This is a genomic window from Cereibacter ovatus (assembly GCF_900207575.1).
Classification (GTDB): domain Bacteria; phylum Pseudomonadota; class Alphaproteobacteria; order Rhodobacterales; family Rhodobacteraceae; genus Cereibacter_A; species Cereibacter_A ovatus.
The window spans coordinates 76,287-90,336 of record NZ_OAOQ01000013.1; the positions used below are offsets into that span (position 1 = coordinate 76,287).

The 14,050-nt window shown below is 64.8% G+C and carries 18 protein-coding genes and 1 pseudogene; 13 read left to right on the forward strand and 6 right to left on the reverse strand.

What is annotated here, in order from left to right; genetic code table 11:
- The first annotated feature begins 122 nt into the window (after positions 1-122).
- Together CRO07_RS13260 and CRO07_RS13265 are read left to right on the forward strand one after the other, a co-directional pair.
- Positions 123-485 (forward strand): VpsR-related response regulator, encoded by a 363-nt coding sequence (locus tag CRO07_RS13260; protein ID WP_097031169.1) that lies wholly within the window; start codon positions 123-125, stop codon positions 483-485.
- 112 nt (positions 486-597) lie between these two features.
- Positions 598-948 (forward strand): hypothetical protein, encoded by a 351-nt coding sequence (locus CRO07_RS13265; RefSeq protein ID WP_097031170.1) that lies wholly within the window; start codon positions 598-600, stop codon positions 946-948.
- Here CRO07_RS13265 and CRO07_RS13270 read toward each other — a convergent pair whose 3' ends face one another.
- On the reverse strand, positions 949-2,121 hold the full coding sequence (locus CRO07_RS13270) for a MalY/PatB family protein (RefSeq protein WP_097031171.1): 1,173 nt from the start codon (positions 2,119-2,121) through the stop codon (positions 949-951).
- Between the two features lie 129 nt (positions 2,122-2,250).
- Between CRO07_RS13270 and def (CRO07_RS13275) the strand changes: the two genes are divergently transcribed.
- The 5 genes from def (CRO07_RS13275) (at position 2,251) to CRO07_RS13295 (ending at position 5,005) form a co-directional block, all read left to right on the forward strand.
- On the forward strand, positions 2,251-2,784 hold the full coding sequence (gene def, locus CRO07_RS13275; RefSeq protein ID WP_097031172.1) for a peptide deformylase: 534 nt from the start codon (positions 2,251-2,253) through the stop codon (positions 2,782-2,784).
- Complete coding sequence (def, locus tag CRO07_RS13280; RefSeq protein WP_097031173.1) at positions 2,784-3,275, forward strand: peptide deformylase; 492 nt, start codon at positions 2,784-2,786, stop codon at positions 3,273-3,275. Before def (CRO07_RS13275) ends, def (CRO07_RS13280) begins: the two co-directional genes overlap by 1 nt.
- Positions 3,272-3,775: a peptide deformylase gene (gene def / locus CRO07_RS13285; protein ID WP_097031174.1), complete on the forward strand. Its 504-nt coding sequence runs from the start codon at positions 3,272-3,274 to the stop codon at positions 3,773-3,775. The genes def (CRO07_RS13280) and def (CRO07_RS13285) overlap by 4 nt, the downstream gene beginning before the upstream one ends.
- A 4-nt stretch (positions 3,776-3,779) precedes the next feature.
- Positions 3,780-4,688: a methionyl-tRNA formyltransferase gene (fmt, locus tag CRO07_RS13290; protein ID WP_097031175.1), complete on the forward strand. Its 909-nt coding sequence runs from the start codon at positions 3,780-3,782 to the stop codon at positions 4,686-4,688.
- An 80-nt stretch (positions 4,689-4,768) separates the two neighbouring features.
- A complete protein-coding gene (locus CRO07_RS13295; protein WP_097031176.1) occupies positions 4,769-5,005 on the forward strand; it encodes a GlsB/YeaQ/YmgE family stress response membrane protein in 237 nt (78 codons plus the stop codon).
- On the opposite strand, the gene CRO07_RS13300 is transcribed toward CRO07_RS13295, so the two are convergent.
- The 4 genes from CRO07_RS13300 to rsfS are packed head-to-tail and all read right to left on the reverse strand — an operon-like array spanning position 5,002 to position 6,854.
- A complete protein-coding gene (locus CRO07_RS13300; RefSeq protein ID WP_097031177.1) occupies positions 5,002-5,484 on the reverse strand; it encodes a transcriptional regulator in 483 nt (160 codons plus the stop codon). The genes CRO07_RS13295 and CRO07_RS13300 overlap by 4 nt on opposite strands.
- Positions 5,485-5,517: 33 nt before the next feature.
- The gene (gene rnhA, locus CRO07_RS13305; protein WP_097031178.1) at positions 5,518-5,973 is read right to left on the reverse strand and encodes a ribonuclease HI; all 456 of its coding nucleotides are present in this window, start codon (positions 5,971-5,973) and stop codon (positions 5,518-5,520) included.
- Between the two features lie 36 nt (positions 5,974-6,009).
- Positions 6,010-6,477, reverse strand: a complete 468-nt coding sequence (rlmH, locus tag CRO07_RS13310; protein WP_097031179.1) for a 23S rRNA (pseudouridine(1915)-N(3))-methyltransferase RlmH — start codon at positions 6,475-6,477, stop codon at positions 6,010-6,012.
- A complete protein-coding gene (rsfS, locus tag CRO07_RS13315) occupies positions 6,477-6,854 on the reverse strand; it encodes a ribosome silencing factor (RefSeq protein WP_097031180.1) in 378 nt (125 codons plus the stop codon). The genes rlmH and rsfS overlap by 1 nt, the downstream gene beginning before the upstream one ends.
- A 376-nt stretch (positions 6,855-7,230) precedes the next feature.
- Between rsfS and leuC the strand changes: the two genes are divergently transcribed.
- From leuC to CRO07_RS13350, 6 genes are all read left to right on the forward strand, one after another.
- Positions 7,231-8,649 carry a 3-isopropylmalate dehydratase large subunit gene (gene leuC / locus CRO07_RS13325; protein WP_097031181.1) on the forward strand — a complete coding sequence of 473 codons (1,419 nt, stop codon included), beginning with the start codon at positions 7,231-7,233 and terminating at the stop codon, positions 8,647-8,649.
- A 61-nt stretch (positions 8,650-8,710) separates the two neighbouring features.
- Positions 8,711-9,316, forward strand: a complete 606-nt coding sequence (leuD, locus tag CRO07_RS13330) for a 3-isopropylmalate dehydratase small subunit (protein ID WP_097031182.1) — start codon at positions 8,711-8,713, stop codon at positions 9,314-9,316.
- A 249-nt stretch (positions 9,317-9,565) separates the two neighbouring features.
- Positions 9,566-10,402: a hypothetical protein gene (locus CRO07_RS13335; protein WP_235841002.1), complete on the forward strand. Its 837-nt coding sequence runs from the start codon at positions 9,566-9,568 to the stop codon at positions 10,400-10,402.
- A 23-nt stretch (positions 10,403-10,425) separates the two neighbouring features.
- Positions 10,426-11,394, forward strand: coding sequence for an endonuclease/exonuclease/phosphatase family protein (locus CRO07_RS13340; protein WP_235841003.1), 969 nt, complete (start codon positions 10,426-10,428; stop codon positions 11,392-11,394).
- 66 nt (positions 11,395-11,460) lie between these two features.
- Entirely contained in the window at positions 11,461-12,570 is a 1,110-nt protein-coding gene (gene leuB, locus CRO07_RS13345) for a 3-isopropylmalate dehydrogenase (protein ID WP_097031184.1), read from the forward strand.
- Positions 12,571-12,672: 102 nt separating this feature from the next.
- On the forward strand, positions 12,673-13,614 hold the full coding sequence (locus CRO07_RS13350; RefSeq protein ID WP_097031185.1) for a DMT family transporter: 942 nt from the start codon (positions 12,673-12,675) through the stop codon (positions 13,612-13,614).
- Here the strand turns inward: CRO07_RS13350 and CRO07_RS13355 are convergent.
- Positions 13,611-13,859: pseudogene (locus CRO07_RS13355) on the reverse strand (IS481 family transposase); the annotation flags it as partial. The gene CRO07_RS13350 and the pseudogene CRO07_RS13355 sit on opposite strands and share 4 nt — an antisense overlap.
- Positions 13,860-14,050: the final 191 nt, after the last annotated feature.

The following is a 14,050-nucleotide window of genomic DNA, read 5'->3' on the forward strand; positions in this document are numbered from 1 at the left end:
GGCCCGGCAAAAAAGTGCCTGCCCCGGTAAACTTGGTATGCCCGCCCTATGTATTAACCCGCCGTTAAGGCTTTGCCACCAAAGCTTGGACAGTTCTCGGCAAACTCTAGGAAAGGCTTCTCATGCATGTTCTCATCGTGGAGAGCCGCGAAGAGCTCGCGAGCAGTTGGGCCGATCGGCTGCGCCAGGCCGGCATCACGGTCCATGTCACCCATACGCAGGAATGTGCGGTCAGGGTGCTGTGCGCGCACCGGATTCAGGTGGTGATGCTGGATCTGATGCTTGACGATGGCTCGGCGCTGGCGGTTGCGGATTTCGCGGCGTTCCGGCAACCTTGGGCGAAGGTGGTGTTCCTGACCGATACGGCCGTGTTCTCGGACGGGTCGATCTTTACCCACTGCCAGAATGCCTGCGGCTACTTTGCAACATCGACGCCAGTGAACGATCTGGCAACAATTGTCGAACATTACGTGCGCGCCGCGTAGGCCGCGAACTTTTTGTTACATTGCGTCCGGTTTTTGTGAAATCTTCTTTCGGGTAGCTTGATTTTTTACCATTTGCCCCCAGACTCTGACGTGAGCACCAAGGAGTCTGTTCATGCTCGAGTATCTGCCTCAGGAAATCAGGGATGGCCTTGCCGCCGCGCAGAAGGCCGAGTTGAAGCGCAAGTCGCGTTTGCAGGTCCGCTTCGGCGGGACTGAGATTCCGGTCCTGCGGCTGTGGGACGGGGGCTTTGCACTGGATGCCGAGCAGATCCCGAACCTGCGCGGGCTGGTCAATCTGTATGATGGCGAGCGTCTGGTCTGCCAGTGCCTGATCGTCTGCACCACGATCGACAATGGTGAGTTGATCTGCGAGTTCAAACGCGCCACCGCGCCGAGCGACCGTCCGCCGCTCGACTTCTGGCACGACGAGAACGCGCCTGCGGGCTACCTGCCGCGCCGCTGACTATTGCAGATCCGAAAAGGCGCGCGAAAGTCTTTCGGTCGCTTCTTCGATCTGCGCACGCGGGGCCGCGATGTTGAACCGCAGGAAGGTTTCGCCACCGGCGCCAAACGTGGCGCCGTGATTGGCGGCAATCTGCGCCCCCTGCTCGACCCGCCGGGTGAACTCGTCGGCGGTCATGCCGGTGCCGGAAAAATCGACCCAGGCAAGATAGGTGGCCTCCAGCGGCATCGACCGCAGGCCGGGGATCGCATTCACGCCTTCGTCAAAGATCCGCCGGTTGCCGTCGAGATAGCTTACAAGCTCGTCGACCCATTGTGCGCCTTCGGCCGAATAGGCCGCGGTCATCATGAACAGCCCGAACGAGTTGGCCGAGATGCCCAGCGCCGCCATCCGACCCGCAAAGCGTGCCCGCAGTTTCGGATCGGGAATGATGACATTGCCGGTATGAGCGCCCGCAATGTTGAAGGTCTTGGTGCCGGCCGTCATCATCACCAATCGTTCGGTGATCTCGGGCGCGGCCAGCGACATCACGGTGTGGCGATGGCCGGGGAAGACCAGATCGTGGTGGATCTCGTCCGAGACAAGGATCAGATCGTGCCGGGTGCAGAAATCCGCGACCTGCCGCAGTTCCTCGACCGTCCAGACCCGGCCGCCCGGATTGTGCGGCGAGCACAGGATCAGCATCCGTTCGGCCCCGGTCATCTGGGCATCCCATGCGTCGAAGTCCATGACATAGCGGCCATTTTCCTGCGCCAGCCGACATTCCACCACCTCGCGGCCCGCGGCACGGATCACCCGCGCAAAGGCGTGATAGACCGGCGTCATCAGCACGACCCGATCCCCCGGCGCTGTATAGGCATCGACGCAAAGCGCCGTGCCGTTCACCAGACCATGGGTGGTGAAAATCCATTCCGGCGCCACTTCCCAGCCGTGGCGATGCGCCATCCACCAGCGGATCGCACCAAGGTAATCGCTTTCGTCTCCGAAATAGCCATAGACGCCGTGGCTGGCCATCTTTTCAACCGCGGCCTGCACGCAGGATGGGGGGCGGAACTCCATGTCGGCGACCCACATGGCGATGCCGGTCGATGTCGGGACGCCATAAAGTTTCTCCATCATGTCCCATTTCACCGAATGGGTGCCCCGGCGGTCGATGCGTTCGTCGAAGTTCATGGCGGCTCCTTGATTTCGCGCGAAGCCTAGCCGACAGATCCGCAGGTGCAAGGGATGCTGCGGCGTGCCGCAGCGCGGCCGCGGCCAGCGACCATTGCGCGACGCCTGCGCAGATTGTAAATCACGGCCATGATACGCTCCATCCTGATCCATCCGGACCCGCGCCTGAAGAAGATCTGCGACCCCGTCGCCGAGATCGGTGACGACCTGCGCCGTCTGGCCGATGACATGCTGGCCACGATGTATGACGCGCCGGGCATCGGCCTTGCCGCGCCGCAGGTGGGCGTGACGCGACGGCTGGTCGTGCTGGATTGCAACAAGGACCCCGAGGGGCCGCGCCGGCCGATCGCAATGATCAATCCGCAGGTGGTCTGGGCGTCCGAGGATCTGTCGACCTACGAAGAGGGTTGCCTGTCGTTGCCCAACGTCTTTGCCGAGGTCGAACGCCCGGCCGAGGTCAAGGTGCGCTGGACCGGCATCGACGGCCACGAGGAAGAGGAACAGTTCTCGGGCCTGTGGGCGACCTGTGTCCAGCACGAGATCGACCACCTCGACGGCAAGCTGTTCATCGACTATCTGCGCCCGCTGAAGCGGCAGATGATCACGCGCAAGATGGAAAAATTCAAGCGCGCACAGGCCAGTGGCCTTGTGGTGAAGGCCTGATGTCGGCCCTGCCGGTCCTTCGCTGGCCCGATCCGCGGCTGACGCAGCGGTGTGGCGCGGCCACGTTGGGGCCGGATCTGGACAGGCTGGCCGCCGACATGCTGGCGGTGATGTATCACGAACGCGGGCGCGGGCTTGCCGCGCCGCAGGTCGGCGCGATGCTGCGGCTGTTCGTGATGGATGTAGCGTGGAAGGAAGGCCCGGCCGAGCCGCAGGTCTTCGTGAACCCGGAAATCCTGTGGATGTCCGACGACCGCACCGAAGGCCCCGAAGGCTGCCTGTCAATTCCGGGAGTTGTGGCGCATGTCTCGCGGGCAGCGTCGATCCGGTTGCGGTGGACATCCCTGTTCGGCGCCGAACAAGAGGCCGGGTTTTCCGGTCTGGCGGCAATCTGCGCCCAGCACGAAATCGACCATCTTGACGGCGTGGTGACGCTGGACCGGCTGTCGCCCGCGGCCCGCGCGGCGGCCCTGGCGGAGTATGCGGCATGATCCGGCCCTTTGTGATGTATCCCGACAAGCGGTTGAAAACGGTGGCCGCCCCCATCGAGGCGGTGACCGACGAGATCCGCGGGATCTGGGACGACATGGTGGAAACCATGGATGCGATGCCGGGCTATGGTCTTGCGGGGCCGCAGATCGGGGTGATGCTGCGGCTGGCGATCGTCGACTGCTCGGACAGTCGTGGCAAGGCGATCCGGCTGGCCAACCCCGAGATCCTTCATGCCTCGGGCCAGTTCCGTGACCATGAAGAGGGCAGCCCGAACCTTCCCGGCGCCACGGCGGTGATCGCGCGCCCGCGGGCGGTGACGGTGCGCTTCCTGAACGAAAAAGGCGAAATCGAGGATCGAGATTTCGTCGATGTCTGGGCGACCTCGGTGCAGCACCAGATCGACCATCTGAACGGGAAAATGTATTTCGATCACCTGTCGGCGCTGAAGCGCAAGATGGTGATCGCGCGGTCCGAGAAATATCTGCGCCGGGTCGGGTGACGCGATGAAAGTGATTTTCATGGGGTCGCCGGACTTCTCGGTTCCGATCCTTGACGCGCTTCACGCCCATCACGAAGTGGTTTGCGTCTATTGCCAGCCGCCCCGGCCCGCAGGACGCGGAAAGAAGGATCGCCCCACGCCGGTTCAGGCCCGGGCTGAAGAGCTGGGCCTTCCCGTCCGTCATCCGGTGACGCTGCGCACACCCGAGGCGCAAGCCGACCTTGCCGCGCTGGGGGCCGAGGTGGCGGTGGTCGTGGCCTATGGGCTGCTCCTGCCTCAAGCGATTCTGGACGCTCCGACAAGGGGTTGCGTGAACATCCACGCCTCGCTTCTGCCACGCTGGCGGGGGGCTGCGCCGATCCATCGCGCCATTCTGGCCGGCGATGCCGAGACCGGGATCTGCATCATGCAGATGGAGGCCGGCCTTGATACCGGCCCGGTGCTGATGTGCGAAAAGACCCATATCGGCCCCGAGGACACCACGCAGGATCTGCATGACAGGTTGTCCGGCATGGGCGCGCGGCTGATTCTGGGCGCGCTTGATGCGCTGGACGATCTGGCGCCACAGCCGCAGCCCGCCGAAGGCGTGACCTATGCGGAAAAGATTTCCAAGGATGAGGCGCGGATCGACTGGACCCGCCCCGCAGCCGAGGTGGATCGGCACATCCGGGGGCTTTCGCCCTTTCCCGGCGCCTGGACGATTCTGGCCGGCGAGCGGGTCAAGCTGTTGCGCTGCCGCCTTGCCCCGGGCAATGGCAGGCCGGGCGAGGTTCTGGACGGCCTGACCATCGCCTGCGGCGAGGGCGCTGTCGAGGTCACGCTTGTGCAGCGCGAAGGCAAGCGCCCGATGGAGCCGGACGAGTTCCTGCGCGGCTTCCCGCTGGACCGGGGCAGCATCGCCGCGCAATCGTGACCCCGACCGGCGCGCCCTACCCTTGTCGTGCCGGCCCGCACTGCCCATAGTCTGGCCATGTTCGCCGGACGAGGGGTCAAATGGGACTGTTCCTGCTGCTTTTGATCGTGGGCGCCGCGGCGGGATTTCTTGCCACGCGCCTCATGCGGGTTCAGGCGGACGTTCCGACCACGGTCGCGCTGGGAATGGCTGGCGCCGTGGTGGCATGGCTGGGGATGCGCATTCTGATGGCGCTGTCAGGAGCGTTCGCGATCTTTGTAGGCGCGGTGCTGGGCGCGATGCTGCTGATCTGGATCTGGCGGCGCTACGGCAACTAAGCCATTCGTTTGGCAGCATCTTTCAGGCGGAAGCCGCGCCCGCCGGCCGGCTGCCACAGCCGCTGGCCCTGCCATGTCGCGAACATCATGGCCGCCGTTTCCGCCCGGCCCAGCCGCAGCGCCAGCGCGGCTTCGACCGCTTGCCGCCACGCCTCGGCCCGCGGCACAAGCCGCCCGTCGGCTAGCGACAGCGCGATCAACCGCGGTTCGGCCACATAGGAAATCGCCTTCAGGAAGCCCGCGGCCTTGGGCTCGGCGGTGGCGGCGGTGGTCGCTTCTTCCAGGCCATCCCAGAACTGGACAAGTGCCGCCTCGATCATCCCCGCGCGCGAGCCATATCGGCCGACCAGAGTCGCCGCGGCAAGGCCGGTGGCACGGGCGACGGTGCCGAAGGTCACGCCCTTGTCGCCATCCGCCGCCAACATCCGGCAGATCGTTTCATGCACCGTCAGGTCGGGAAGCGTTCGGGGTCTGGCCATGATCGGCAGCCTAACCGAACGGGCGGTCGTTAACTAGCGCGACTTGAACGGCGCCATGCCTTCGCGCGCCAGTTCGTCGGCGCGTTCGTTCTCGGCATGGCCGGCGTGACCCTTGATCCAGCGCCACGTCACCTTGTGCCGGGCCTGCGCCTCGTCCAGTCGTTTCCACAGGTCGTCGTTCTTCACCGGCTTGCGGTCGGCGGTTTTCCAGCCATTCTTCTTCCAACCGTGAATCCAGGTGGTGACACCGTTCTTCACATAGGCGCTGTCGGTCACCACGGTGATTTCCGCCGCCCGTGCAAGGGCTTCCAGTGCCGAGATCGCGGCCAGAAGCTCCATCCGGTTGTTGGTGGTCAGCGGCTCGCCCCCGCGCAGGGTGCGCTCTTTCACCACGGTCTCGCCGTCACGGGCCAGCATCAGCACGCCCCACCCCCCGGGGCCGGGATTGCCGCTACAGGCACCATCGGTATAGGCGAAAAGTTCGGTCATGGCGCGGGCCTAGCCCAAGCGAACGCAGGGCACAAGTCAGACCCGATGATAGGGCGAGCCGGCAAGAATGGTTGCCGCGCGGTAAAGCTGTTCGGCCAGCATCACCCGCACCAGCATATGCGGCCAAACCATCCGCCCGAAGGACAGCGCAAGATCGGCCCGGTCGCGCAGACGCGGCGCCAGCCCGTCGGCACCGCCAATCAAAAGCGCCACGTCACGCCCGCCGTCGCGCCAGCGCCCCAACTGATCGGCAAATTCGGGCGAGGACAGCGTGCGGCCGCGTTCGTCCAGAACCGCCACCACGGCACCCGCGGGGGTCGCCCGCGCCAGCAGGTCGGCCTCGGCTTCCATGCCGCCGCCCTTGCGGTCCTCGACCTCGATCAACTGCACGGACGGGAAGCCCAAGGGCTTCCCGGTGCGCTCGAACCGGGTCAGGTAATCATCGACCAGATCACGCTCGGGCCCGGAGCGAAGCCGGCCCACGGCGCAAAGCGCAAGCTTCATCAGACCTGCGACAGGCCCTGGGCCCCGCCCGGCAGCCACATCTTTTCAAGCTGGTAGAACTCGCGCACCTCGGGGCGGAAGACATGGACGATCACATCGCCGGTGTCGATCAGCACCCAGTCGCCGGTTTCCTTGCCTTCGACCTTCGACGGGCGGCCGAACTGCTGCTTGACCCGGTCCATCAGCTTTTCCGAGATCGCCGCCACCTGCCGCGATGACCGGCCAGAGCAGCTCACCATGTAATCGGCCATGTCGGACCGGCCGCGCAGGTCGATCTGCACGATATCTTCGGCCTTGTCGTCTTCCAGCGACGCGATGACGGCGGCCAGAAGGGCCTCGCTTGTCGCCTGGTCTTCGGTTTCGGCGGCGGCGCTCATGCGGGGCGGCCGTTGCCCGACCGGAAGCCCGGTCGTGGGATCAGAATGAGACAGGACATCGTCCTCCGGTATTGCGCGCCGATCAGGCCCCGGCGCTGGGCAATGCCCAAAACTAGCACCGCCGCCCCGGAATCTCAATGAGGCGACCGCCCGCCGTTAGCCGCCCGTGGTGGCAAAGGCAACCGGCCATTGCCTGCGCGGGGATTCGGGCGTAAAAGGCCGGCCATGGAACGCATCTTCGACATGGACGATCGCGCCCGGCTGCCTTGGCGGTTCTACGGCGCCAGCCTTTCCATCCTCGCGCGGCTTTGAAGCCGGCGCAGGGCTTCCGCCTGTGTTTCCCCCAATATCCTCATCAGCCATCCGCGAGAGAGCCATGACCGCTCCGAGAACGCTTTACGACAAGATCTGGGACGATCACGTCGTCCATCAGGCCGAAGACGGCACCTGCCTGCTGTATATCGACCGCCACCTTGTGCATGAGGTGACCAGCCCGCAGGCCTTCGAGGGGCTGCGCATGACCGGCCGCAAGGTGCGCGCGCCGGAAAAGACCATCGCCGTGCCGGATCACAACGTCCCCACGACCGAAGGCCGCGACACCCGCATCGACAACGAGGAATCGCGCATCCAGGTCGAGGCGCTGGACAAGAACGCCCGCGATTTCGGGATCAACTACTATCCGGTGTCCGACATCCGGCAGGGTATCGTCCATATCGTCGGCCCGGAACAGGGCTGGACGCTGCCGGGCATGACGGTGGTCTGCGGTGACAGCCACACCGCCACCCACGGCGCCTTCGGCTCGCTGGCGCATGGCATCGGCACGTCCGAGGTCGAACATGTGCTGGCGACCCAGACGCTGATCCAGAAGAAATCGAAGAACATGAAGGTCGAGATCACCGGCAGCCTGCGCCCCGGTGTCACCGCCAAGGACATCACCATGTCGGTGATCGGCCTGACCGGCACCGCCGGCGGCACCGGCTATGTCATCGAATATTGCGGTCAGGCGATCCGCGAGCTGTCGATGGAAGGCCGGATGACGGTCTGCAACATGGCGATCGAAGGCGGCGCCCGCGCCGGTCTGATCGCGCCGGACGAAAAGACCTTCGCCTATGTGATGGGCCGCCCGCACGCGCCGAAGGGCGCCGCCTGGGAGGCCGCGCTTTCCTACTGGAAGACGCTTTACACCGACGAGGGCGCCCACTTCGACAAGGTGGTGACGATCCGCGGCGAAGACATCGCCCCCGTCGTCACCTGGGGCACCAGCCCCGAGGACGTGCTGCCGATCACCGCCACCGTCCCTGCCCCCGAGGATTTCACCGGCGGCAAGGTCGAGGCGGTTCGCCGCGCGCTGGACTACATGGGGCTGACCCCGGGCCAGAAGCTGACCGACATCAAGATCGACACGGTCTTCATCGGCTCTTGCACCAACGGCCGGATCGAGGATCTGCGGGCCGCGGCCGAGATCCTGAAAGGCAAGAAGATCGCGCCGGGGATGCGGGCGATGGTGGTGCCGGGGTCGGGCCTTGTGCGCGCGCAGGCCGAGGAAGAGGGTCTGGCGCAGATCTTCATCGACGCGGGCTTCGAATGGCGGCTTGCCGGCTGTTCCATGTGTCTGGCGATGAACCCCGATCAGCTGTCGCCCGGCGAACGCTGCGCCTCGACCTCGAACCGGAACTTCGAGGGCCGTCAGGGTCGCAACGGCCGCACCCATCTTGTCAGCCCCGGCATGGCCGCCGCCGCCGCGATCACCGGGCATCTGACCGATGTGCGCGAGCTGATGGCCGAAACCGTCTGATCCCAGCCAGAGGCGAGATCGCCTCTGGCGCCGCCCCGGCGGACCTTTCAGGGAAATCGAAATGGACAAGTTTACCAAACTGACCGGAGTCGCGGCCCCCATGCCGCTGGTCAACATCGACACCGACATGATCATCCCCAAGCAGTTCCTGAAGACGATCCAGCGTTCGGGTCTCGGCAAGAACCTGTTCGACGAGATGCGCTACACCCAGGACGGCACCGAGATCGCGGATTTCGTGCTGAACCAGCCGGCCTATCGCAAGGCGGAAATCATCGTGGCGGGCGACAACTTCGGCTGCGGCTCGTCGCGCGAACATGCGCCCTGGGCGCTTCTGGATTTCGGCATCCGCTGCGTGATCTCGACCAGTTTCGCCGACATCTTCTACAACAACTGCTTCAAGAACGGCATCCTGCCCATCGTCATGCCGGCCGAGGTGGTCGCCGTGCTGATGGATGACGCGCGCAAGGGCGCCAACGCGCGCATGACCGTCGATCTCGAGGCGCAGACGGTCACCACCTCGGACGGGCAGTCCTTCCCCTTCCAAGTCGATTCGTTCCGCCGGCACTGTCTGATGAACGGTCTCGACGATATCGGGCTGACGCTTGAGAAAGCCGCCGCCATCGACGGATTCGAGAAACGGGCCAGCACCCTCCGGCCGTGGGTCTAAGGCGGTGTTACAACTTTAAGGCATTGGGCCGCCTTCGGGCGGCCTAATTTTTTCCACCTTTTGATGCAAATTGGCGACAAAATCTCCACGATTACGTCCAAAAGGTTAGGTTAACCTCCCAAGTGATTGCGGCGAAAGACAGAATTCGCCACATTCCGGACAGGAAAGAAACAATCCGCCGCCAAACGGTGGGTAGTGTGGGAAACTGTTCGGGTCGATACGACGATTCGGGTTGGGGATAGTAGGGCAGTGATTACAAGGCTTGCGGGGGCGCTGGTCCGCGCCGCATTCGTCATGTTGCTTCTGGCGACGCCTTCCATCCTGCTTCCGGGTGTCGGGTCGGATGGCAAACAGATGGTGGCGCTGGTGGCGCTGTTCGGCGGGGTTCTGACCTTTGTCGAATATAACGCAACTTACCCGGGACTGATAGAGTTTCGTGACGCGCCGCCCTTCAACCGCATTCGTTTCCTGATGCTGTTTGCGATGGTGCTGGCGCTGACGCTGATCCAGCGGGGCGGGATCGACCCGACGCCGCTGACGCAACTGGCGGCGGAACTGGGCGCGCTTCTGGGCGCTTCCGCCGATTTTCCCTATAGTCCGGTGCGGCTTGCCACGCTGATGCTGGCGGATGCCGCCCCGCCAGAGGCGGTCGAGGCTGTGCGCGCCGCCGCAGCGACAAGCTATGTGATCGCGCTGTCCACGCTGGCGGTGTTCATTGTGATCATCCGGCTGAACCGTTGGCCGTCGCGCAATGCCGCCTTCAATGTCTGGGTCAACCTGCCCACCTTCGAGGCAACCGCCGGCGGGGACGTGGTCCAGCGCCTTGTGCGGGACGCGCGCGTTAACGTGGCCTTAGGCTTTCTGCTGCCATTCCTGATCCCGACAGTGGTGAGGATCGGCAGCAGCGGGGTGGACCCGATGGCGCTGACCTCGCCGCAGACCTTGGTCTGGACGATGGCGGCATGGGCATTTCTTCCGGCAAGCCTTTTCATGCGTGGCGTGGGCATGGCCCGCATCGCCGAGATGATCCGCGAAAAGCGCCGCATGGGCGAAATCGTGGGCAGTTCCGGCTTTGTGCCGGCCTGATTTTTCTTCTTCTGTTGCTGCCGATGGCGGCCGCGGCCGAAGGGCTGCGCCTTGCCACATTTGACGCGGGCCTGTCACGGCAGGGGCCGGGCCTGCTTCTTCGCGACATCCTGAAAGCGGATGATCCGCAGGTGACAGCGGTGCGCGCGATGATCGCGGCGCTGGATGCCGACGTGCTGCTTGTCACCGGGATGGACTATGATGCCGGCCTGCTTGCCGCGCGTGCCCTTGTGGGGGACGGCTATCCGCACATCTTCGCGCTGCGACCGAATACCGGCTGGCAGACCGGCCTTGATCTGGATGGCGATGGCAAGCGGGGCCACGCTGGCGATGCGCAGGGCTGGGGGCGCTTTTCGGGGCAGGCCGGTCTGGCGCTGTTCTCGCGCCTGCCTCTGGGCGTGGCGCGCGACTTTTCGGGCTTTCTCTGGCGGGATCTGCCGGGCGCGAACCTTCCCCCGACAAGCGCCGAGGCGCTGGAAATCCAGCGCCTGTCCACCACCGCCCATTGGGATGTGCCGGTGCTGCTGCCGGGGGGCGGCAACCTGCACCTGCTGCTGTGGTCCGCCACCCCGCCCGCCTTTGACGGCCCCGAGGACCGCAACGGCCGCCGCGGCGGCGACGAAAGCCTGTTCTGGCAGTTGCTTCTGGATCGCCGCCTGACAATTCCGCCGCCCGATCCGCCGTTCGTGCTGATGGGCAAGGCAAATATCGACCCCGTGGCCGGCGATGGCCTGCACACGGCCGTCCGGATGCTTCTGGCACATCCCGCCGTGCAGGATCCGGAACCGCAGGGGGCCGAAGGGACCGCCACCGCCGATTTTCGCGCCCGTGACGGGCCGGGTCTGCTGCGGGTGGACTATGTGCTGCCCTCGGCCGAATTGCGGGTGACGGCGGCGGGTGTGCTTTGGCCCTCGCCAGACGATCCTCTGGCGGCAGTGGCGATGGCGGCCTCGCGCCACCGCCCGGTCTGGGTCGATATCGCCCTGCCCTGATGCTTGACCGTGCTGGAGCGAGCCGTTACGCGGAACGCGATTTCCCCAAAACGGCAGGAGCGCACCTTGGCCAATCCCTCCCTCCTTATCCTTGCCGGCGACGGCATCGGCCCCGAAGTGATGGCCGAGGTGAAACGCATCATCGGCTGGTTCGGTGACAAGTGCGGCGTGACCTTCGATGTCAGCGAAGATCTCGTCGGTGGTGCGGCCTATGACGTGCATGGCGTGCCGCTGGCAGATGCCACCATGGCCCGCGCGCAGGAAGCGGATGCCGTGCTGCTGGGCGCCGTCGGCGGGCCGAAATACGATGTGCTCGACTTTTCGGTCAAACCCGAGCGTGGCCTGCTGCGGCTGCGCAAAGAGATGGATCTTTATGCCAACCTGCGCCCCGCGCAGTGCTTCGACGCGCTGGCCGACTTTTCCAGCCTGAAGAAAGAGATCGTCGCCGGGCTGGACATCATGATCGTGCGCGAACTGACCTCGGGGGTCTATTTCGGCGAGCCGCGCGGCATCTTCCCGGCCGAAGACGGAACCCGCGTGGGCATCAACACCCAACGCTACACCACCGAAGAGATCCGCCGCGTCGCGCGCTCGGCCTTTGAACTTGCCCGGCGGCGCAACAACAAGGTCTGCTCGATGGAGAAGGCCAATGTGATGGAATCGGGCATCCTCTGGCGCGAAGAGGTGCAGTGGGTCCACGACAACGAATATCCCGATGTCGAACTGTCGCACATGTATGCCGACAACGGCGCGATGCAGCTGGTCCGCTGGCCCAAGCAGTTCGACGTGATCGTGACCGACAACCTGTTCGGTGACGTGTTGTCGGATTGCGCCGCGATGCTGACCGGCTCGCTCGGGATGCTGCCCTCGGCCAGCCTTGGCGCGCCGATGGCGAACGGGCGGCCCAAGGCGCTGTATGAACCTGTCCATGGCTCGGCGCCCGACATCGCGGGTCTGGGCAAGGCGAACCCGATCGCCTGCATTCTCAGCTTCGCCATGGCGTTGCGCTATTCCTTCGACATGGGCGACGAGGCCGCACGCCTTGAGCGGGCGGTCGAGACGGTTCTGGCCGACGGTGTGCGCACCGCCGACCTGATGGGCCCCGAGGGTGGCACCCCGGTCTCGACCTCGGGGATGGGCGACGCGATCCTCGCCGCGCTCGACGCGAGCCTCTGACGCAAAAGGGGGCGGGCTACCGCCCCTTTTTCCCTTGCCGGCTTGCGCCTGCGCATATTCCGCGCGATTGTGCCGCATCCCTCCCTTCGAAAGCGGCGCGCGATGCCCCCGGCCAAATCGAACACGCGCGGGGCACTGCTGGCCCTGCTCGCCTTCGCAATCTATGCGACACACGATGTTGTGGTGAAAAAGCTCGGCGGAACCTATTCGCCGGTGCAGATCATCTTCTTTGCCACGCTTCTCGGCTTTCCGCTGGCGACGCTGATGCTGATGCGTGACCGGACCGACGGCAACCTGCGCCCGCGCCATCCGTGGTGGACGCTGATCCGCACGGTCTGCATCGTTACAACGGCACTTTGCGCCTTCTATGCCTTTTCGGTGCTGCCGCTGGCGCAGACCTATGCGATTCTCTTCACCATGCCACTGCTGGTGACCCTGTTCGCCATCCCCCTGCTGCAAGAGAAGATCGGCCTGCATCGCGGTGTGGCGATCGTCCTGGGGCTTGCCGGTGTGCTGATCGTGCTGCGTCCAGGGGCCGAACCTTTAAGCCTGGGTCATGTTGCCGCACTTCTGGCGGCACTCACCTCCTCGCTCGCTTCGGTGATCGTGCGCAAGATCGGCACCAACGAGCGGTCGGTGGTGTTGATGCTCTATCCCATGGTGGCGAATTTCTTCGTGCTGGGCTGTGCCTTGCCGGCCGTTTACCGCCCGATGCCGCTGATGGACCTCGCCCTGATGGGCGTCATCGCCGCCTTCGGTTTCATCGCCATGCTGATGACGATTGCGGCCTACCGCATGGCCGAGGCGGTGGTGGTGGCGCCGATGCAATATTCGCAGATGATATGGGCGGCGGTTTTCGGCTGGCTGATCTTCGGCGAGGCGGCCGATCTGTGGACCTGGGTCGGCGCGGCAGTGATCATGGCAAGCGGGCTTTACATCGTCGGTCGCGAGTCGCGCCGGAACGTTTCGGAAAATCGCCCGGCATCCCAGACCCGCGCCCGCCCCGAGATGGGCCTGATGCCGCGCCTGCTACGCCGCCACTAGCTGTTCAGCCCCGGCATCTGGTGGATCGGGTCGAGGATGAATCGATCCGGCTCTGATATCCAGACCTTGCAAATGTATTCATGGGGTGTGAGGTCGTTCAGCGTCTTCAGCCTGCGTTCGAAGTTGTAGGCTGCGAGAACGTCGTCACGGTGGGCGCGCAACTGGTCGTGGCTGTCGTAGTGGAAGCGCTTGACCGTCACCCCGTTGATCGTGCGGTGCGGCCTCTCAAACAGGCTGTTCGGCCAGAAAACAGTCCCACGGGGGCTGTTGAACACATCCGCTCAGGTGTCAGCTTGGATTTGTCTTGGCGCCCGACATTCGATGATCGAGAAGAATGGCAGTGAACCGCGCCGGGTTTGCCGGAGGCTCCAACTCGTGAGAAGGATGGAGCATCATGAGCAAGACCACGAACAAGTTCTCCCCTGAGGTGCGCGAG